The organism is Rhodobacter capsulatus (assembly GCF_003254295.1).
Classification (GTDB): domain Bacteria; phylum Pseudomonadota; class Alphaproteobacteria; order Rhodobacterales; family Rhodobacteraceae; genus Rhodobacter; species Rhodobacter capsulatus.
The window spans coordinates 51,180-71,237 of the sequence record NZ_QKZO01000010.1 but is presented as its reverse complement, the minus strand read 5'-3'; the positions used below and the strand labels follow the sequence as shown (position 1 = coordinate 71,237).

The following is a 20,058-nucleotide window of genomic DNA, read 5'->3' as shown; positions in this document are numbered from 1 at the left end:
TTCACGCTTTTCACACCCTCCCGTGCCAGGGTGGGCCAAAACGACCGCGCCGGAGGGGCCATGTTCCGCCAGATCACCTTGACCGAGGAGATACGTTCCAGCCTCGCCAAATCGCCCGTGGCGCATAAATACGATCACGGCCACGCGCTGATTCTGGCAGGCAGCCCCGGCAAGGGCGGCGCCGCCCGTCTGGCCGCGCGCGCCGCGCTGCGGGTGGGGGCGGGGCTGGTGACGCTGGCCTGTCCGCAGATCAGCCTGGCCGAGAATGCGGCGCAGCTGACCGCGATCATGCTGACCCCGCTGCCCGACGCCTATTCCCTGCGCGGCCATTTTCAGGATCCGCGGCTGAATGCGCTCTGCCTCGGCCCGGGGCTCGGTCTGCCGCGGGCGCTTGAAATGGTGCCCGCGGCACTCTGGCTGCGCCGTCCCAGCGTGCTTGATGCCGATGCGCTCTCGGCCTTCAGCGCCGACACCGGCCCGCTGTTCAACGCGATGCACGATCAGGTGGTGATCACCCCGCATCAGGGCGAATTCCGCCGCCTCTTTCCCGATCTTGCGCAAGCGCTGGAGGATGGCACCCTGCCCCGGGTCGAGGCCGCCCGTCAGGCCGCCGCGCGGATCAACTGCACGGTGCTGCTGAAAGGCCCCGAAACCGCGATCGCCCAACCCTCGGGCGAGGCCGCGCTGCACAGCGCCACCGGCGCGCGCGCCGCGCCCTGGCTGGCCACCGCCGGATCGGGCGACGTTCTGGCGGGGATCATCACCGGGCTGATGGCGCGCGGGCTGACGCCCTTCGAGGCCGCCTGCACCGGCGCCTGGCTGCATGTCGAAGCCGCGCTGAGCTTCGGCCCCGGCCTGATCGCCGAGGACCTGCCCGAGGAACTGCCGAAAGTCTTTCGCGCGCTGAACCTCTGAGCCGCGGCCTGAGACCGCGACAGGGCGTATTTTTGCCAAGAAAAAGCCCATGGCCTTTTTCCTGGGGCAAATACGCTCTTTCCGCCTTTTGTCAGCTGCGCAGGGCCAGGGGAGTGCAGCCGATCTCGACCCCATCGGCATAGATCACCTCGGGCGCCTCGAAATGCAGCGCGAAAATCCGGATCTTGCGGCCGGTGATGCGGGTGATGAACTGCCCGTCGATCAGTCGCTCCACCGCCACCAGCGCCTGGGCGGAGCCGAACATCACCTCGGCCCGCCAGTCGCGCAAAAGCACCTGCGTGCCCGCGCCCAGCACCATCGCCTGCCCCGGCCGGTCATGGCCAAGCGCCCCGGGCGCGATGCCGACCAGCCGCGACACCAGCGGCAGGCTGGACAGGCCGCGCAGCACCCGCATCCCCGAACGGGTGACGATCCGGTCGCCCAGGGTCAGGAATTCGACCGGCAAGAGCCCGTCCATCGTCGTCACCCGCGAGCCGAGGGCGAAGCCCGCCACCCCATGCGCGCTTTCGGCGCCCAGACGGGAATCGAATGTGAAGGCGGACGCGGAAGACAGGGGCCCCCTGGCCCCGCCCTGCTCGCGCCCTATGGCCTGCCTGTCCATCGGGTCTTCCTGCTCTCGCGCCGGTTTCCGGCGCTTTTGATCATCCGGCCTTTGCGGCTCTGATCCGGAGCCTAGGACAGGCCCCGCGGTCTGGCGAGGGCAAAGGTTAACAAAACCCTATTTTGCCTGCAGACCTGTTGCCCCCCTACACAGGGGCCGCGCGAGTTGCTAAAAGCGAGGGCAGTGCGGGTGTGGCGAAATTGGTAGACGCACCAGATTTAGGTTCTGGCGCCTTGGCGTGGGGGTTCGAGTCCCTTCACCCGCACCATCTGACCCGTCCCGCCCCCTGCCCCGACCTGCCCGCGGACGACGGCGCGTCTGGACGAATCTTTTCGATCTTTTTGCCACGCCGGGACCGGAAACGGGCGGGAAAAGCCGTCCGGCACCCGATCGGGCTGCGGCTTTTCACCTTGCCAGCAAGGTCGCCAGCCCCTAGAAGGGCGGCTGAAATTTGCCTGAGCGCGTCTTTTCGGCGCGCCCGAACCAGAGGAAACCCCATGCAGGTCACCCAGACCCTCAACGAAGGCCTCAAGCGCGGCTACACGATCACGCTGACCGGCGCCGAACTGGATGCGAAAGTCACCGAAAAGCTGATCGAAGTGCAGCCCGAAGTCGAGATCAAGGGCTTCCGCAAGGGCAAGGTGCCGATGGCGATGCTGCGCAAGAACTTCGGCGACCGCGTTCTGGGCGATGTCCTGAACGAAGCCGTCGATGGCGCGATCAAGGATCTGCTTGATCAATCGGGCGACCGTCCGGCGCTGCAGCCGAAGGTCGAGATGGAAAACGGCAAGGACTGGAAGCCGGGCACCGATGCCGTCTTCACCGTGTCCTACGAAGCCCTGCCGCCGATCCCGGCCTTTGACCGCGCCACCGTGACGCTGGAGCGTCTGGTGGTGAAGGCCGACGAGGCTTCGGTGACCGAGGCGCTGGAAAACCTGGCGAAATCGGCGCAGGCCTTCGAGGACCGCAAGAAAGGCAGCAAGGCCAAGGATGGCGATCAGGTCGTGATCGACTTCGAAGGCTTCCTCGGCGACGAGGCGTTCGAAGGCGGCAAGGGCGAGGAATACCCGCTCGTGCTCGGCTCGAACTCGTTCATCCCGGGCTTTGAAGATCAACTCGTCGGCGCGAAAGCGGGCGAAGATGTGGAAGTGAAAGTCTCCTTCCCGGCCGAATACGGTGCGGCGCATCTGGCGGGCAAGGAAGCCACCTTCAAATGCCACGTCCATGCGGTGAAGGCCCCGAAACCGGCCGAGATCGACGACGAGCTGGCGAAGAAATTCGGCGCCGCCGATCTGGAGGCCCTGAAGGGTCAGGTCGCCTCGCGTCTGGAAGCGGAATTCAAGGGCGCCTCGCGGGCGATCCTGAAACGCGCCCTGCTCGACATCCTGGATGCGCAGGTCAAGTTCGACCTGCCGCCGTCGCTGGTCGAGGCCGAAGCCGGTCAGATCGCGCATCAGCTCTGGCACGAGGAAAACCCGGATCACCACGGCCATGACCATGGCGCGGTGGAGCCGACCGAAGAGCACAAGACGCTGGCCGAGCGCCGCGTGCGTCTGGGCCTGCTGCTGGCCGAGCTTGGCCGCAACGAGAAGATCGAAGTGACCGATGCCGAGATGACCCAGGCGGTTCTGGCCGCGGCGCGTCAATACCCGGGCCACGAGCGCGAATTCTTCGAATTCGTGAAAGGCAATGCGCAGATGCAACAGCAGATCCGTGCGCCGCTTTACGAAGAAAAAGTGATCGATTTCATCGTCGCGGGCGCTGCCGTGACCGAGAAAGAGGTCAGCAAGGAAGAGCTGCAGAAAGCCATCGAAGCGCTGGACGAGCTCTGAGCGTCACCGGACAGTGACAGGAAAGGCCGCCCCTCGGGGCGGCCTTTTTCATCGCGGGCCTCAATCGGCGCGGACGAATCGGGGCGCCGTCGCCGGGCGCAGCACTGGCGGCGCGGGCAGCGCCACCGGGTCGAACGAAGACCGCACGCTTTCGGCGTTTTCGGAAATCTGCACCAGAGCGCGCGGGCCGAAATCGGGCCAGAACCGATCCAGCGCCCCCAGCCGGTCGCCTTCGGCATGCAGAATTCCCAAAGTCATCCCGAAAAGCACCATCGCCGCAATCCTGAATTCCATCGCTTCCTCCTTGCAGGTGCCGCGGCGCCCGATCCGGAAACCGGGCGCGCGAACCTGTCACTCGTGACCAATTGAACAGACCCCCGACGGGGAGGCCTTGCAACCCTGAGGTGTAATTCGGGCGGGAATGGGAAACAGTTTCGTCAAATTTTGTGCATTTTCCGTGCCGCGCAAAACCCGTGCGGCCAAAACAAAACCGCGCCCCGAGGGGCGCGGTTGCAACACTTCCCGGGGGAAGGGTCTTATTCGTCGTCGTCGTTCGCCGCGGCGCCGACTTCGTCGAAGAGCTCGGCGATTTCGAATTCCGCCGCCGCATCGGCTTCCGCCGCCAGCTGCTGGATCGATTTGCCGGCCGCCTGAATGGCAGCTTCTTCAGCCGAACGCGCGACGTTGATGGTGATCGTCGCCTGGACTTCCGGGTGCAGGATCACGTGCACCTCGTGCAGACCCAGCTCCTTGATCGGGGCTTTCAGCGCCACCTGACGCTTGTCGACCGAGAAACCACCGGCGGTGGCCGCATCGGCGGCGTCGCGCGGCGTGACCGAGCCGTAAAGCGCCCCGGCGTCCGAAGCGGAGCGGATGACCACGAACTGTTGACCTTCAAGCTTGGCGGCGGCCGCTTCGGCTTCTTTCTTGGTCTCGAGGTTGCGGATTTCCAGCTGCGCCTTGCGGGCTTCGAAGCTCTTGATGTTGGCGTCGTTCGCGCGCAGCGCCTTGCCTTGCGGCAAGAGGAAGTTGCGGGCGTAGCCGTCGCGCACTTTCACCACGTCGCCCATTTGGCCAAGCTTGGCCACACGTTCCAGAAGGATGACTTGCATGTTCAGGTCTCCTTACTTCACGGCATAGGGAAGCAGGGCGAGGAAGCGGGCGCGTTTGATCGCCTGCGCCAGTTCGCGCTGTTTCTTGGCCGAGACGGCGGTGATGCGGGCGGGAACGATCTTGCCGCGCTCGCTGATGTAGCGTTGCAGCAGACGGACGTCCTTGTAGTCGATCTTCGGCGCGTTATCGCCCGAGAACGGGCAAACCTTGCGGCGACGGAAGAAGGGTTTGGTAGCCATGGGTCACTCTCCTCGGATCAACGACGCTCGGGACGCGGGCCGCGATCTTCGCGGGGGCCACGGTCGCCACGCGGGCCACGGTCGCCACGATCACCGCGATCGCCACGGTCTTCGCGGTCGTCACGCTTCTGCATCTGCACCGAGGGGCCTTCGTCATGGCCGTCGACCTTGATGGTCAGCACGCGCATCACGTCGTCATGCAGACGGGCGAGACGCTCCATCTCCTGCACGGCGGCCGAGGGCGCGTCGGTGCGCAGGAACGCGTAATGGCCCTTGCGGTTCTTGTTGATCTTGTAGGCCATGGTCTTCACGCCCCAGTATTCGGACCCGAGGACCTTGCCCCCGTTGTCGCCGATCACGGACGAGAAGTGTTCGATCAGGCCTTCGGCCTGCGCGTTGGAAAGGTCCTGACGCGCAATGAGGACATGCTCGTAAAGCGGCATGTAGGCTCCTGTTTCACAAGGCGGCTTCATAGGGGGCAAGGACTTCCGCAGCCCACCACGAGAGGCGTCGCCGGTTCATATCATCGCGGAAGTAGGGGGCTTCTAGGCGCTCGCCCCCCGCAATGCAAGCGAAATCCCCGCCCGTGACCCCGGCTATTTCCGCCCCGCCAGCACGATGCCGGTGAGGATCAGCCCGAAACCGGCCGCATGGTAAAGGTGGAGCGGCTCATGCAGCAAAGCCGCCGACAGGATCGCGCCATAGACCGGCAGCAGGTGGATGAATTGCCCCGCCCGCGCCGGGCCCGCCATCTCCACCGCCTTGGTATAGAAAAGATAGGCCAGAACCGAGGGCACGATGCCGATATAGACCAGCGCGCCGATCGAGGCGGGCGTCCAGACCGGCACCCGGCCCGCGGCGATCTCCCAGGCCAGAAACGGTGCCAGGATCGGCAGCGCCAGCGCGATCTGCACCGCCAGAAGGCCGATCCGGTTCACCTCGGGCGGGAAGGTCTTCAGCCCCATCGTGTAAAGCGCCCAGGCCACCATCGCGGCGAAGATGATCAGATCGCCGCGCGCGAAATCCAGCGCCGCCGCCCGCTCCCACGAGCCCTGCAAGATCACGACCGCCACCCCAAGCGTCGAGACGATCAGCCCAAGGATCGCCCAAAGCCCCAGCCTTTGCCCCCAAAAGAGCGCCCCCAGAGCCATGATCAAGAGCGGAATGGTGGAATTCAAAAGCATCCCGTTCGTCGCGGTCGAGGTCTGCAGGCCCCAATAGACGAGCGAGTTGAAGGCCGCGACGCCGGGCAGCGTCAACAGCAGGATGCGGAAGAAATAACGCCGGTAAAGCGGAAAATCGCGCCGCAGATAGGGCCAGGCAAAGGGCAAAAGCGCGATCAACGCGATCGACCAGCGGCCAAAGGACAACGCGACAGGCGGCCATTCGCCGCGCGAGGCGCGGGCAACGATGAAGTTGCCCGCCCAGAACAGCGGCGGCAAGGCCAATACCGCCCAAAGCTTCCAGCCGCCCTTCGTCTCGCCCATGCCCGCCTCCTCTTTGCGCTTGGTTTGGGCCGAAACCGCGGCGGGGGCAAGGGGCGCGCTATTCGGCCGGGGCCAGTCCGCCCGAAAACGCCTCGTGCCCCAAGCTGCGGGCGTTCTCGAACACCTCCATGCTTTCAAAGACATAGTCAAAGAAGCTGCGCTGCGTCTCGACCTCGATCTCATAGATCTCGATCGGGGCGAAGCGCGGATCGCGCAGGATCCCCGCCGCGATCCAGCGATTGACCATCAGCATACGGTCGCGCTCGGCGGCATAGATGCCGTTGAACGCGACCTCGGTCTTCATGTCCTCGAGCGAAAGCTTGCTGTCGGGCAGCGGCCCCAGCCATTTGCGGTTGACCGGCCGCACCGCATGGATGGTGCGCGCACAGGACAGCTCCGAGAGCAGCACCGGCCGGTAATAGGCGCCATCAAGCGCGCCAAAGCCGCCCTCCGGACTGCCCTCGAAGCCGTATTCGTAAAGCCAAAGCCCGTCGCGCACCGCCTGCGGGGTGATTTCGGCATAGATCGTGCGGCTGCGCCAGCTTTTCCGCCCGCCGGGCGCAATGCCCAACTGCGCCAGCGCCGAGGGGTTCGCGTGGACATATTCCAGCCCCTCGCGCGGGTCATAGGCGTTGAAAAGAATGCCGATCCCGGTCTCGTTGAAGGCCTGCGCGATCTCGGCAAAGAAGCTGTCCGGGAAGAGCGGCACCAGAGTGCGCGCCGGGGTCAGGCTCATCATCTCCTTGAGCCAGAATACCTCTGTGCCCGCGCGCGAGACCGCGTCAAGGCTGCGCACGAGGTTTTGCATGACGTCGAAGGGCCATTCGAACAGCGACGGCCGGAACACCCCGCTTTTGCCGAACAGCGCCATATGCATCAGATCGGCGTCGCGCTGGCCAAAGGGCTGCAGGGTCTCGATCTGCTCGGCCAGATGGGTTTCGAGGCTCTCGCCACCCGCCAGCGCCTGCAGATAGCGCCAGACCCAGTAGATCTGCCCCGAGGTGCAGGAAATCATCCGCGGATGCACGCCGCCCTCAAGCGCCGCCTGCAGGAACCCCGCGCCATGCGCATTGTTGCCCGCCAGCCCGCCAAGCGCAAAGGCCACATCGGTTTCCGAGGTCCGCATGACCTTTTCCACGACCGGCTCGGCGGCGGGTTTCGTGTCGGAGGATTTCGGGCCGGAGGCCGGTTTCGGCGCCGCGGCGGGCTTCGGCCTGGCAGCCGTTTCCCGGGCTGCGGCCTTCGCCGCCTCCTGCTTCGCCGCGGCCTCTGCGGCAGCGGCTTCCTTGGCCGTAGCCTCCTTCGCGGCGGCTTCCTTGGCGGCAGCCTCCTTCGCGGCGGCTTCCTTGGCGGCGGCCTCCCTGGCGGCCAGCTCGGCTTGATCCATGTTTGGCGCGGCCGGGTTGGCGGCCGCCTCCTGCTGCGTCTGATCCTTCGGCGTCGGCTCTTTCATCGAGTCCCCCTGCAGGCATGCACACCAGTTTCCCCCGCGCCCCCGCCGATTCCGGTCCGGCAGCGGTATCGCGTGGGTTGAGTGTAGCGCTGCTCTGCAGCAAAGTCACCTTCGCAGTTGCAGCATTACCGGGGAGTTCAGCCGACCAGCGCCTGCACGATCCGCGCCAGCCGGGTGGCAAGCTTGCCATAAGGCGGCATCAACGGCTCCAGCACGGCAAAGCGGTTCTCAAGCACCGGTTTTTCATGGGAAAACGCCGCAAAGCCCCAGTGCCCATGCGCCGCGCCCAGCCCCGATTGCCCAATCCCGCCAAAGGGCAGATTGAGATGCAGGAAATGCGCCAGCGTCACATTCACCCCCACCGCGCCCGAGGTCGTGGCGGCGCAGATCCGCGAAATCCGCCGCCGGTCGCGGGCAAAGACATAAAGCGCGAGCGGCTTTTCCCCCGCCTCGATGCCAGCCAGAACGGCATCCAGATCATCATAGGCAATCACCGGCAGGACGGGGCCGAAGATTTCCTCGCGCATCAGCGCTGCGTTTTCGGGCACATTGGCCAGAACGGTCGGCGCCAGATAGCGGCTGGCCGCCTCGGCCTCGCCGCCCGCGATCAGGGTGGCGCCATGGCCGACCGCCTCGGTGACCATCCCGCGCAGCCGCTCGAAATGTTTCGCGCCAATCAGCCGGGCAAAACTGCGCGAGGCCTGCGGGCGGGCGCCATACATCCGCACGATCTCGGCCCGCAGCGCCCTGGTGAAGGCCTCTTCCTGCGCGCGGGGGACAAAGACGTGATCGGGGGCGATGCAGGTCTGCCCGGCGTTCTGAAACTTGCCCCAGGCCACCATCCGCGCCGCCTTTTTCAGATCGGCATCGGGGCCAAGGATGACCGGCGACTTGCCGCCCAGCTCCAGCGTGACCGAGGCCAGCGTCTTCGCCGCCGCCGCCATCACCACCTTGCCCACGGCGGGCGAGCCGGTGAAGAAGATATGATCGAAGGGCAGCGCCAGAAGCTCGGTCGCGGTCTCGACACCGCCTTCGACGACAGTGACCAGATCTTCGGGCAGGCAGGCGGCAACGAGTTTCGCGATCAGCGCCGAGGTCGCGGGCGCCAGTTCGGAGGGTTTCACCACCGCCGCGTTGCCCGCCGCAATCGCGCTGACCAAAGGCCCCAGCGCCAGACAGAGCGGATAGTTCCAGGGCGCGAGGATCAGCACCGTGCCCTTCGGCTCGGGCCGGATCGTCGCGCGGGTGCCCAGCATCGAGAGCGTCGGGCGCACCCGCCGCACCCCGGCCCAGGATTTCAGATGCCGCGACGTGTGCCGGATTTCCGACAGGATCGGGATGATTTCCGAAATCCGCACCTCGACCGCGGGCTTGCCCAGATCGGAGGCCAAAGCGGCCATGATCTCGGCCTCGCGGGCGCGGATCTCGGCGGCCAGCCGCCTCAGCACCGCGCGACGCCTGGGCACGGTGAATTCGGTCCGCCGCCGGGCATCGCCCGCCCTCAGACGCGCGAAAACCTCGGCGGCGGCGCTCATGCCTGCACCACGACTTGCCGCTGCGATCCAAGCCCGGTGATCCCCAATTCGATCACATCGCCCGGATGCAGGAATTTCGGCGGCCTCATCCCCATGCCGACACCGGGCGGCGTGCCGGTGGTGATGATGTCACCGGGTTCCAGCGTCATGAACTGGCTCAGATAATGCACAAGGAAGGCAACGCCATAGACCATCGTTGCCGTGGTCCCGGTCTGCCGCCGCACGCCGTTCACATTCAGCCACAGATCCAGCGCCTGCGGATCCTTGATCTCGTCCTTGGTCACCAGCCAGGGGCCAAGCGGCGCAAAGGTGTCATGGCTCTTGCCCTTGACCCATTGCCCGGACCGCTCGATCTGGAAGCCGCGTTCGGAGACGTCGTTGCAGATCATGTAGCCCGCAACGTGATCCATCGCCTCTTCGAGGGCCACATATTTCGCCCGCGTGCCGATCACGAAGGCCAGCTCCACCTCCCAATCGAGCTTGTCCGAGCCGCGCGGCGCCTCGACATCGTCATCGGGCCCGCAGATCGCCGAAGTCGCCTTCATGAAGACCACGGGCTCGGGCGGCACGGTCAGCCCGGCCTCCTCGGCGTGATCGGCATAGTTCAGCCCGATCGCGATCAGCTTGCCCGTCCCGGCAACCGGGGCGCCCAGACGCACCCCTTCGGGAATGATCGGCAGCTTGCCCGCATCGGTCCAGAACAGTTTCGACAGGCCTTCGTCGCTCAGCGCCTTGCCGTCGATATCACGCACCACGCGCGACAGATCACGGATCGTGCCGTCAACGTGCAGGAGGCCGGGCTTCTCGGCGCCCTTCGCTCCATAGCGAACCAGTTTCATTCCAACTCCCGATATTCCAATCTGCCGTCTCGTCGCTTCGGCCAGACGCACAATCTGCGATAGTGTGCGGGGCCAGAGCAAGAGAAAGCCCGGGGCCGCCCCGGCCAAGGCCCGATGCTTTTTGTCGCAGGGCTCAGGCGGCCGCCGCCTCGGGCGCCCTCGCCCCGGTCATCAGCGCCACCGCATCCGACATCGAATGGCTTTTCGGGTCGATCACGCACAACCGCCGCCCCAGACGGTGGACAGGGATGCGGTCGGCAACCTCGAAGACATGCGGCATGTTGTGGGAAATCAAGATGATGGGAATGCCGCGGGCGCGCATATCAAGGATCAGCGCCAGCACGCGGCGGCTTTCCTTCCCCCCCGGCGCGGCGGTCGGTTCATCAAGGATGATCGCCTTCGAGCCGAAGGCCGCCGCCCGCGCCACCGCGACGCCCTGTCGCTGCCCGCCCGAGAGCGTTTCCACCGTCTGGTCGATGTTCTGGATCGTCATCTGGCCAAGTTCCGAGAGTATTTCGCGCGCGAAGGCGGGCTGCGGCGAGACCATGGCCTTCCTGAGCGCGATGGCGAACAGCTACGGCGCGAAATGGTTCGACATGGACTGGAAACCGCAGTTCGACGGCGGACCATGAAAAGAAACGCTGACCGATTATCTCGAGCTGATGACGAATTACGGCCCCCCCGGCGCCTCGAACAACGGCTTCAAGGCGAACGTGCCCCGGGGCACCCGCAGCGCGCTTTATGAAAACCCGGGCCATGCGAAAGTGCCCTTCGCGGCGATGACGCTGAATTCGATCAACGCGGCCGATCCGACGCGGCCCACGGTGGACCCGGTTCCTTACGTCGGCGTGCAATTCGTGGCGATCCCGGAATTCCAGGGCATCGGCGCGGCGGGCGGCATCGGCGCGGTGATCCTCGCCAATATCGTCGCGATCTTCCTGATGCGGATGATCGGCAAGAACCCGGAGAATTGAGCCATGGCCCGCGCCGTCACGACCCGCCGCAAGGCGCCTGTCACCGTCCTCGCCCGGACCATCAGCCTGGCGCTCTTCTTCCCGATCCTCTGGACGGTGATCCTCTCCTTCAAGACCGAGGGCGACGCCATCGCTTCGGCGCGGCGAAAGCCTTGTCGCGGTCTATTGCGCCTCGAAGGCCGCCGTCATCAGCGCGACGGGCGGCAGCTTTGACGGGCTGGTGCTGCTCTCGGCGCCCTGGTGCCGCTATTGCTGCGGGGTGACGGAAAGCGGCAAGGGGATCGCGGATTATCTGGGGCCGTAACGCTCCGCACCCTCCGCCCCGGAAAAGGCGGCTCTGCTCCCTCCCGGGCGGGGCCGCCTTGACGCGCAGAGATGTTTCGCCTCGGCGGTGCCGAGGCGACCGGGCGGGGGCTCCGCCCCCGCACCCCAGGCGTATTTGCACCAAGAAGAAACAGCGGCTTGCCCGGAAGGCCTTGTTTTGACGGCACAAGGAACGCCGAACCGTCCCGCCTTTCACCTTGGCGCAAATATCCCGGGGGTCCGGGGGCGGAGCCCCCGGCGGGTCGCCTCGGGCGAAGCCCGAGGCGAAACACGCCCCCTTCCGAACGACTTGCGACGGCCTGTCGCGCAAAAGCCCGGCCAAGCAGGGCGGCTATAACTTGACCCTCCGGACCGGGTTGGGAATGATCGCCCGACGCCAGGCGGGATCTTCCCGACTCAGCCGCAAGGACCGCAGTGATGTTGAACACGCCCGATCTTCCGCACCAGACGGCGGTTCCGCTGGCCCAGCATCGGCCACTTGGCGGGCTGCACAAGGGCTACTCGGGCCATGTCTTTCACATCGCCGCCGCCGATCATTCCGTCAACCTGCCCGCGGCGGAAATGGAGCGGCGCCTGATCGAGCTTGGCTTCATCGAGGGCGCCAAGGTCACGATCCTGCATGAGGGGCTGTTCGGGCGCGACCCGATCGCGGTAAGGGTGAACGGCACCACTGTCGCGCTGCGTCGCCGCGAGGCGATGGCCATTCTCGTGTCCTGAGCCCGATGCCCGCACCCGATCCGTACCGCCTCGCCCTTGTCGGGCCGCCCAATTGCGGCAAGACCTCGCTTTTCAACGCGCTGACCGGCGCGCGGCAAAAGGTCGGCAATTATGCCGGCGTCACGGTCGAACGCAAGGTCGGCCTGTTTACCACCCCCGGCGCGCGGCGCATCGAGCTGACCGACCTGCCCGGCACGCACAGCCTGCGCGCGCGCTCGCCCGACGAGGCGGTGACGCGCGATGTCGTGCTGGGCCGCCATCCGGCCGAACCCGCGCCGCAGCTGATGCTGGTCGTCGTCGATGCCGTCGCGCCACGCTCGGGGCTGCGGCTGGCGATGGAACTGGTCGCCACCGGCCTGCCGATGATCGTCGTTCTGAACATGATCGACATCGCCCGGCACCGGAAGATCGAGATCGACCGCGCTGCGCTGCAAGAAGAACTGGGCGTGCCCGTCGTCAGCTCGACCGCGGTGCGCAAGGGCGGGCTGGACGCGCTTTTGACCACGCTTGACGAAACGCTGGCCGAGGGCGTGCCCGAGGCCGGGCCGAACCTCTGGGCGCCGCCCGACGCGGCCGATCTGCGGCTGAGCCACCGCGCCGCCGACCGGCTGATCGCCCGCGCCGTCACCCTGCCGCCCGAACATGACACGCTGAGCCACCGCATCGACAAGCTTTTGCTGCATCCGGTCTTCGGGCTGATCTTCCTGCTTGGCCTGCTGTTCGTGATGTTTCAGGCGGTGTTCAGCTGGGCCGGTCCGGTGATGGATCTGATCGACACCAGCTTCACCGCCGCGGCCGATCTGATCCGCGCCCATGTCCCCGCGGGGCTGGTGCAAAGCTTCCTTGTCGATGCGGTGATCGGCGGCGTCGGCGGGGTGGTGATCTTCCTGCCGCAGATCGTGATCCTGTTCCTGTTCATCCTGCTTTTGGAAGACCTTGGCTACATGGCGCGGGCCGCGTTCTTGATGGACCGGATCATGGGCGGCGCCGGGCTGCATGGCCGCGCCTTCATCCCGCTTCTGTCCTCTTTCGCCTGCGCCATTCCCGGCATCATGGCGACGCGGGTGATCGACAATCCGCGCGACCGGCTGACCACCATCCTTGTGGCACCGCTGATGACCTGTTCGGCGCGCATTCCGGTCTATACGCTGATCGTCTCGGCCTTCATCCCGGCGCGTCCCGTCCTTGGCATCTTCAGCCTGCAAGGGCTTGTAATGTTTTGCCTTTACGGCGCGGGGATCATCTCGGCGCTGGCCGTTTCGGCGGTGGCCAAATTCCTGTTCGCACGCGGCGAGCCCTCGCCGCCCTTCATGCTCGATCTGCCCGATTACAAGATCCCGCAGCCGCGCTCGGTGGTGATCGGGCTTTGGACGCGGGCCTCGGCCTTCCTCAAGCGCGCGGGCACGACGATCTTCACCATGACCGTGGTGATCTGGGGGCTCGCCAGCTTCCCGCAACCGCCCGCGGGGGCCACGGAACCGGCGATCCTTTACAGTTTCGCCGCCGGGATCGGGAAATTGCTGGAACCGCTTTTGTCGCCGATCGGTTTCAACTGGCAGATGGCGGTGGCGATCGTCCCCGCAATGGCCGCGCGCGAGATCGCCGTGGCCGGGCTTGCCACCGTTTACGCGGTGTCGGACGGCGGCGGCGAGGCGGTGCTGGGCACGCTTCTGTCGGCGCAATGGAGCCTTGCCACGGCGCTTTCCTTCCTTGTCTGGTTCATCTTCGCGCCGCAATGCATCTCCACCCTTGCGGTGATCAAGCGCGAGACCGGATCGGGCAAATGGATGTGGGTGACGGTCGGTTACATGTTCGCGCTGGCCTGGGTGGCGTGCTTCCTGACCTATCATCTGGCGGTGGCTCTCGGCTGGGGCTGAGCCGGTTTCGGGCGGAGAAGGAAAGGCACCGCCTTTCCCCGCCCGGGTCGCCCGTGCTTTGACAAGACCGCATCCCCAAGCACAGCAGAGGCCGGCGCCCGGCCCGGCGGGCGAGAAGCGCCCGCCAGGGGCGGGGCGGGCGCTGGCCGAGGGCCTTTGGGCCCCCGGCGGTCATGGGGCATCTGTTTCGCATGGCCTCGGCGATGGCCGAGGCCAAGACCTTTAGCCCTCGACCCGCAGCGGCACCGGCAGGGGATATTCCTGCAAATTCGCCCCCGGCCCGATCCGGTCCACCACCGCATAGCGCCCGGGCGCGCCGATCGGCGCCAGCACCCCGTGCCAGCAGTTGCGCAGGATATTCACCCCCTGCCCCGGTGCCGTCAGAAACGCCCGGAACCGCACCGGCACGCCGCCCGCATCCTCGGCCACACAGACCAGAAACGGCACGCCATCAAGCGGCAAAAACGCCTGTGACCCCAACGGATGACGCTCGACCAGATCAAGCAGATAGGGCAACGCCCGCGCCTGCGCCTCGAAGAGCGAAATCCCCGCCCGGCCTTCATCGTCAAACGAGAGCCGCGCCAGATCGTTATGGCGCCCGCACAGCCCGCCGTTGATCAGCTTCGTCGGGGGCCCGAGCACGTCGATCAGATCGCCGAAGGGCGCAAAGGCCTCGGCCGTCAGGGGCTCTGTCGTCAGCCGTTCCATTCCATCCTCCGCAACCAGTCCCGCGCAGGAAAGGCGCAAAAACGGGCAAGTGCAAGGGGGCGACGCCCGCCGGTCGCTTTTGCGCTGGAGGCCGCGTCCCCGCCCCGCTAGCCTGCGGGCAAAGGAGACGCGCATGGATGCTGCACTGATCTGGGACTGGGCCACCTTTGCGATGCGCTGGCTGCATGTCGTGACCGCCATCGCCTGGATCGGCTCGTCGTTCTATTTCATCGCGCTCGATCTCGGGCTGCGGACAGCCCCCGATCTGCCCCAGGGCGCCGCAGGCGAGGAATGGCAGGTGCATGGCGGCGGCTTCTATCACATCCGCAAATATCTGGTCGCCCCCGCGCGCATGCCCGAGCATCTGACCTGGTTCAAATGGGAAAGCTATGCGACCTGGTTGTCCGGCGCGGCGATGCTGATCCTGGTCTATTGGCACCGGGCGGATCTGTTTCTGATCGACCCGGCCAAGGTGGCCTGGGCGCCCTGGCAGGGCATGGCGATTTCGGCGGCCTCGCTGACCCTGGGCTGGCTGATCTATGATGCCGCCTGCAAGTCGCCTCTGGGCAATTATCCGGCGGCTTTCATGGCGCTGCTTTTGGTGGCGCTGACCGCGATGGCCTGGGGCTATGGGCAGATCTTCACCGACCGCGCGGCCTTCCTGCATCTGGGCGCCTATACTGCCACGATCATGACCGCGAATGTGTTTCTGATCATCATTCCGAACCAGAAGATCGTCGTGGCCGATCTGCGCGCGGGGCGCGCCCCCGATCCGAAATATGGCAAAATCGCCAAGCTGCGCTCGATGCACAACAATTACCTGACGCTGCCGGTGGTGTTCTTCATGCTGTCGAACCACGCGCCGCTCGCTTTTGCGACGACCTGGGCCTGGGTGATCGCGGCGCTGGTTTTCCTGATGGGGGTGACGATCCGGCACTGGTTCAACAGCCGCCATGCGCGCAAGCCCGCGCCGTATTGGACGATCCCGGCGACTTTGCTGCTCTTTGGCCTGTGCGTCTGGCTCTCGATGCAGGGCCCGCGCGCGGCGCCGGAGGAAGAGGCGGCACTTTCGGGCACCGCTTTGCAATTTGCGCAGGCCCCGGGGTTTGACGAGGTCGCAAGCCTTGTCACCGCGCATTGCGCGATGTGCCACACGCGCGAACCGGCCTACGAGGGGATCCTGGCCGCACCGAAAGGGCTACTCCTCGACACGCCCGAGGCGGTGGCGCGGGCGGCGGAACCGGTCTTCATCTTTGCCGGGCTGACGGCGGCGATGCCGCCCGGGGCGGCGAATTTCATGACGCCCGAGGACCGCGCGGCGATCCGCACCTGGTATCGCGCCGGGGCGGAAGCCGAGCTGGCGCAGAACTGACGCGGTTTCGGGCGAAACAGGAAACGCAACGCGTTTCCCGCCCGGATCGCGACCCTGTTGCGAAGACCACCTGCCCCAAGCCCGACAGAGGCCGGCGCCCGTCCCGGCGGGCGAGAAGCGCCCGCCATGGGCGGGGCGGGCGCTGGCCGGCGGCCTTTGGGCCGCGGCCTGACTGGGGCCTGCGTTCCGCGTGACCTCGGCGATGGCCTCGGTCAGGGAGGAGGCAGAGTTTACCCGGCGATCAGATGAAAGAAGCTCCCCGTCACATGGCCGCGCACAGATCCAGTCTCGGCCACCGGAGCGCCCGCCGCATCGCAGACCTTCGCCAAGGGCGCGTCGGGTTGGTCAAGAATCGTCGAATAATGGAACTCATGCCCGTAAAGCCTTGATCCCGAACCATATCCCGGCAAAGGCGCCAGCAGGTCCGCCGACCGGTAGCCCAGATGCAGGCGCCGCTTTTCGTAGCTCGTAACCAGCCCCAGAAGCCCGGTCATCGCATGCGCCCGGCCCTCGGCATCGACAAGCGTTGCCCCCAGAACCATGTAGCCGCCGCATTCGCCATGCACCGGTTTCGTCTCGGCAAAAGCGCGCAAGCCCGCCTTGAACCGCGTGGCCGCGGCGATGCGCCCGGCATGCAATTCGGGATAGCCGCCCGGCAGCCAGACCAGATCGGCCGACGGATCAGGTGCCTCATCAGCCAAGGGCGAGAACGGCAACACCGTCACCCCCGCCCGACGCCATGCCTCGAGCATATGCGGATAGACGAAGGAAAAGGCCGCATCGCGGGCCAGCGCAATCCGCCCCGCAGGCGGCACCGGCCAGGCCCCGGCCCCGGACGCGGGACCAGCGCCTGCCACGGCCAAAAGCGCCTGCAGATCCACATGCGCGGCGACGAAATCGGCCAGCGCCTCAAGCGTCGCCTCAAGCCCCGCCTGTTCCTCGGCCTGCACCAGACCCAGATGCCGCTCGGGCAGGCTCAGATCCGACCGGCGCGGCAGCGCGCCCAGCACGCACAGGCCCAGCCGGTCCATCTCGGCGCGGATCATCGCCTCGTGCCGGGGGCTGGCGACATGGTTCAGGATCACACCCGCCAAGGGCGGCGCCTCGGGGTGGCGGGCAAAGCCAAGCGCGGTGGCCGCCGCCGATTGCCCCTGCCCCTTGACATCGAGCACCAGCACCACCGGCCAGCCAAACATCCGCGCGATCTCGGCACTGGTGCCGCGCCCGGACCGGCCCGGATCGGCGGGCCCGTCGTAAAGCCCCATCGCGCCTTCGAAAATCACCAGATCGGCGCCCGCCGCCTGCCCCGCCAGCGCGTGCAACTGCGCCGGGTCCATCGCCCAGCCATCCAGATTGAAGCTGGGCCGCCCGGCGGCGGCGGCGTGAAAGGCGGGGTCGATATAGTCGGGACCGTTCTTGAACGGCTGCACCGCCAGCCCCCGCCGGGTCAGCGCCCGCAAAAGCCCCAGCGTCAGCGTCGTCTTGCCCGAGCCCGAGGCGGGAGCGGCAATCGCAAGACCCTTCGGTCCATCGGTCATCTTTCCCCCCCAGCCCGGACGCGCCCTGATGCGTCGCGCGCCCGGCCCTTGTCAAGCGCACCTCTTTCAAGCCGTCGGGCCCGCGCCTCGGCCGCGGCCCGGATCAGCGAGATCAGCCGCCAGCCGCCATGCGAAAGCTTTCCGAACGGCAGGCACAGCACCGCCCCGGCCACCGTGCCCAGATGCAGCGCCAGCAACAGCCCCATCGCCGGGGTGTCGCGCAGCGCCAGAAGCACCAGCCCCGTGCCTGCGAGCAGGACAAGTTGCGCCCGCAAGAAACGGTCGGAGCGCGCCATCGCGGGTGTCTTCAGCGGATCGGGGCGCAAGGACATCAGCGCCAGCCCCGCCAGCATCGCCACGCCGCCCGAGGTGCCAAGGATCACCGGGGCGCTGAGCCAGGGATAGGGTGCGGGCTGGCCCAACTGATGCAGCACGAACCCGGCGACCGTGGCCAGAAAGGTCAGCCCGAAGCCGCCCGCCAGCAGATGATGCGCGAACCGGCGCAGCCGCCCGGTGGGGCCGCGGCGATCTTCGCAATCGCCAAGGTTGCGCAGGGTCAGCGCCGCGATCACCCCGTCGCGCAAGGCGGGCCCATCGACCAGCACCGGCCCGCGCCCTGCCCGCCAGAACAGCGCCAGCCGCAGCGCCAGCCCCAGCGCCGCAAGCCCCATCACCGCCCCCGTCACCCCGGCCATCACCGGATGCGGGATCAGCGCGTAAAAGGCGCCGGGGCCGGTGTGCAGGCCAAAGACCCGCTCGAGCGGCTGCAAGAGCAGCAGCAGAAGCGGCGGCAGCAGGCAGCAAAGCGCGAAGACGGCTTTCGCAAAGCCCAGCGGCTCGCGATACTCGGCGCGGCGCAGGGCGGACAACGTCGCGGGCAGGTTCACCGCAAAGGCATGCGGGGCGGCATATTGGCAATCATGCAGGCAGGACCGGCAATCGTGGCACAGATGCGCCAGATAGCGCAGATCACCCCGGGCAAGATCGGGGCGGCCCTGCGCGGCGGGAAAGACGGCGCAAAGCCCGGTGCAGAAGCCGCAGCTGTTGCACAGGTTGAGCGCGCGTTTCGCCTCGGCAAAGGGTTCGGTCTCGGGCGCGGGCGGAACGAAAGCGGGCGGCTGCGGCTGCGGCCGCGAACGGACCTCGGGGGCAAGCTTTGCCGCCGCGCGCCCGGCGATGCGGCCGAAGACGGCGGCAATGGTCAGCCCCGCGCCCGAGAGATAGCCCTGCCCCAGGATCGCCCCGCACATATTTGTTCCGGCGGCGAAAAGTCTGGGGGCGACGGCCGTGGCCAGACGCACCCGCGCGCTGGCGTCCACCACCAGCCCGTAGCGGGTAAAGCCGATGCCGGGGATCATCGGGATGGCGTGGAAGGGCGCGACCAGCGGCGGGATCTCGCCCGTGCGCGGCGGATCCGGCGGGGCCTTCAGCGTCTCGGCCAGCCCCCCGGGATCGATGCCGCAAAGCCCGGCCAAAGCCTCGGGCGTATCGGCCGAAAGCGGCGGGCAGGCCATCGGCGGCAGCTTGCCCGCCGCCTCGGCGCCCAGAATGATCCAGGCGCGGGGATCGGGACGGGCAAGCAGCTTGCGCGCCCAGACCGAATGGCGCTCGGGGCCCCTGACCGCGCCTTCATCGGCGAAACGGCGGCCCTCGGCGCCGACGACGATCCCGTGCTGCATCCCGTCCACCCGGCTGACGATGCCCGCATCGTGAAAGGGCGCGCGCGGATCGACGGCGACGACATGGCCATCGCCGGGCAGGCCCGCCGCCAACGCGCCCTGCGCCAGCGCGTGAAGGAGCGGCCCGCCCAGCTGTTCGGGCGTGCCGCGGTTGGCAATGTGATCGGCGCGGGCTCCGTGCGTCTGTGCCAGCCAGTCGCGGTTCGCCCCGATGCCGCCCGAGGCCAGAACCAGCGCCTGCGCAGTGATCCGATGCGCGCCGATCACCACACTCAGCGGGCCCTGATGCGCCGGATCGAAAGCCTCGGGCGGCAGCTGATCGACGGCGATCCCGGCGCAGATCTGCACACCCAGACGCCGCGCCCGGGCCAGAAGCGCATTCGTCAAGGCCTGCCCGCCGCCGCGCAAAAAGACGGTGCGGCGGGAATAGGGCAGATTGCCCTCGGCCCAGGGTTCCAGCCGCACCCCCTGCGCCATGAGCCAATCGGCCAGATCGCGGGAGCCTTCGGCCAAAGTCTCGGCCAGAGCCGGATCGCCCGCGCCGACGCGCAGCAGATCGCGGGTGAATTCCGCGGCCGGGTAGCTGTCGCGCTGAAACGGCGTCTCGATGTCCGAGGCGATGCGGATGTTGCGCCCGTGACGTGCATTGCCACCCAGCCGTTCGGGCGGCGCGGCATCCAGCACGAGGACCGAGGCGCCTGCCCGCGCCGCCTCGATCGCGGCGCAAAGCCCGGCGAGCCCGGCGCCGATGACAAGAACGCCGACCGAAGCGGGCAAGGGCGAGGAAGGGGCGGGCGTCTGGTCCATCGCAGCAGGGTAACGCAAGGCGCGGGC

17 protein-coding genes, 1 tRNA gene and 3 pseudogenes are annotated in these 20,058 nt (G+C 67.2%); 8 read left to right on the top strand and 13 right to left on the bottom strand.

All coding sequences use genetic code 11. The annotated features are described in order from the left end of the window. The first annotated feature begins 60 nt into the window (after window positions 1-60). Window positions 61-915 (top strand): NAD(P)H-hydrate dehydratase, encoded by an 855-nt coding sequence (locus LY44_RS18525; RefSeq protein ID WP_055209470.1) that lies wholly within the window; start codon window positions 61-63, stop codon window positions 913-915. 91 nt (window positions 916-1,006) lie between these two features. Here the strand turns inward: LY44_RS18525 and LY44_RS14330 are convergent, their stop codons facing one another. Then, a complete protein-coding gene (locus tag LY44_RS14330) occupies window positions 1,007-1,537 on the bottom strand; it encodes a Hint domain-containing protein (protein WP_081024423.1) in 531 nt (176 codons plus the stop codon). A 185-nt stretch (window positions 1,538-1,722) separates the two neighbouring features. Between LY44_RS14330 and LY44_RS14325 the strand changes: the two genes are divergently transcribed. Further along, window positions 1,723-1,805, top strand: a tRNA-Leu gene (locus LY44_RS14325). A gap of 229 nt (window positions 1,806-2,034) precedes the next feature. Next, window positions 2,035-3,369 carry a trigger factor gene (tig, locus tag LY44_RS14320; RefSeq protein WP_055209472.1) on the top strand — a complete coding sequence of 445 codons (1,335 nt, stop codon included), beginning with the start codon at window positions 2,035-2,037 and terminating at the stop codon, window positions 3,367-3,369. A gap of 60 nt (window positions 3,370-3,429) precedes the next feature. Here the strand turns inward: tig and LY44_RS14315 are convergent, their stop codons facing one another. From LY44_RS14315 to LY44_RS14275, 9 genes and pseudogenes are all read right to left on the bottom strand, one after another. Beyond that, window positions 3,430-3,663, bottom strand: coding sequence for a hypothetical protein (locus LY44_RS14315; protein WP_055209473.1), 234 nt, complete (start codon window positions 3,661-3,663; stop codon window positions 3,430-3,432). Between the two features lie 242 nt (window positions 3,664-3,905). Next, entirely contained in the window at window positions 3,906-4,481 is a 576-nt protein-coding gene (gene rplI, locus LY44_RS14310; RefSeq protein WP_055209474.1) for a 50S ribosomal protein L9, read from the bottom strand. Window positions 4,482-4,493: 12 nt separating this feature from the next. Next, complete coding sequence (gene rpsR / locus LY44_RS14305; RefSeq protein ID WP_013067733.1) at window positions 4,494-4,721, bottom strand: 30S ribosomal protein S18; 228 nt, start codon at window positions 4,719-4,721, stop codon at window positions 4,494-4,496. Window positions 4,722-4,738: 17 nt separating this feature from the next. Continuing rightward, window positions 4,739-5,164 (bottom strand): 30S ribosomal protein S6, encoded by a 426-nt coding sequence (rpsF, locus tag LY44_RS14300; protein WP_055209475.1) that lies wholly within the window; start codon window positions 5,162-5,164, stop codon window positions 4,739-4,741. 153 nt (window positions 5,165-5,317) lie between these two features. Then, window positions 5,318-6,208 carry a DMT family transporter gene (locus LY44_RS14295; protein WP_055209476.1) on the bottom strand — a complete coding sequence of 297 codons (891 nt, stop codon included), beginning with the start codon at window positions 6,206-6,208 and terminating at the stop codon, window positions 5,318-5,320. A 58-nt stretch (window positions 6,209-6,266) separates the two neighbouring features. Next, window positions 6,267-7,661, bottom strand: a complete 1,395-nt coding sequence (locus LY44_RS18165; protein ID WP_055209477.1) for a hypothetical protein — start codon at window positions 7,659-7,661, stop codon at window positions 6,267-6,269. A gap of 137 nt (window positions 7,662-7,798) precedes the next feature. Further along, the gene (locus tag LY44_RS14285; protein WP_055209478.1) at window positions 7,799-9,196 is read right to left on the bottom strand and encodes an aldehyde dehydrogenase family protein; all 1,398 of its coding nucleotides are present in this window, start codon (window positions 9,194-9,196) and stop codon (window positions 7,799-7,801) included. Further along, a complete protein-coding gene (locus tag LY44_RS14280; RefSeq protein ID WP_055209479.1) occupies window positions 9,193-10,035 on the bottom strand; it encodes a fumarylacetoacetate hydrolase family protein in 843 nt (280 codons plus the stop codon). The genes LY44_RS14285 and LY44_RS14280 overlap by 4 nt, the downstream gene beginning before the upstream one ends. Window positions 10,036-10,168: 133 nt before the next feature. Beyond that, window positions 10,169-10,558, bottom strand: a pseudogene (locus LY44_RS14275) (ATP-binding cassette domain-containing protein); the annotation flags it as partial. Between LY44_RS14275 and LY44_RS18335 the strand changes: the two are divergent. The 4 genes and pseudogenes from LY44_RS18335 to feoB form a co-directional block, all read left to right on the top strand. After that, window positions 10,554-11,009, top strand: a pseudogene (locus LY44_RS18335) (hypothetical protein); the annotation flags it as partial. The pseudogenes LY44_RS14275 and LY44_RS18335 overlap by 5 nt on opposite strands. A gap of 3 nt (window positions 11,010-11,012) precedes the next feature. Next, a pseudogene (locus tag LY44_RS14265) lies at window positions 11,013-11,144 on the top strand (carbohydrate ABC transporter permease); the annotation flags it as partial. A gap of 606 nt (window positions 11,145-11,750) precedes the next feature. Then, window positions 11,751-12,050: a FeoA family protein gene (locus tag LY44_RS14255; protein WP_055209482.1), complete on the top strand. Its 300-nt coding sequence runs from the start codon at window positions 11,751-11,753 to the stop codon at window positions 12,048-12,050. 5 nt (window positions 12,051-12,055) lie between these two features. Continuing rightward, the gene (feoB, locus tag LY44_RS14250; protein ID WP_055209483.1) at window positions 12,056-13,927 is read left to right on the top strand and encodes a ferrous iron transporter B; all 1,872 of its coding nucleotides are present in this window, start codon (window positions 12,056-12,058) and stop codon (window positions 13,925-13,927) included. A gap of 222 nt (window positions 13,928-14,149) precedes the next feature. Here feoB and LY44_RS14245 read toward each other — a convergent pair whose 3' ends face one another. After that, a complete protein-coding gene (locus tag LY44_RS14245; RefSeq protein ID WP_055209484.1) occupies window positions 14,150-14,635 on the bottom strand; it encodes an ureidoglycolate lyase in 486 nt (161 codons plus the stop codon). 133 nt (window positions 14,636-14,768) lie between these two features. Here LY44_RS14245 and LY44_RS14240 point away from each other — a divergent pair, with 133 nt between their 5' ends. Continuing rightward, the gene (locus tag LY44_RS14240; RefSeq protein WP_055209485.1) at window positions 14,769-16,007 is read left to right on the top strand and encodes a urate hydroxylase PuuD; all 1,239 of its coding nucleotides are present in this window, start codon (window positions 14,769-14,771) and stop codon (window positions 16,005-16,007) included. Between the two features lie 230 nt (window positions 16,008-16,237). On the opposite strand, the gene LY44_RS14235 is transcribed toward LY44_RS14240, so the two are convergent. After that, the gene (locus tag LY44_RS14235; protein WP_055209486.1) at window positions 16,238-17,545 is read right to left on the bottom strand and encodes a cobyrinate a,c-diamide synthase; all 1,308 of its coding nucleotides are present in this window, start codon (window positions 17,543-17,545) and stop codon (window positions 16,238-16,240) included. Next, complete coding sequence (gene tcuA / locus LY44_RS17695) at window positions 17,542-20,031, bottom strand: FAD-dependent tricarballylate dehydrogenase TcuA (RefSeq protein WP_055209487.1); 2,490 nt, start codon at window positions 20,029-20,031, stop codon at window positions 17,542-17,544. The genes LY44_RS14235 and tcuA overlap by 4 nt, the downstream gene beginning before the upstream one ends. Between the last annotated feature and the right edge of the window lie 27 nt (window positions 20,032-20,058).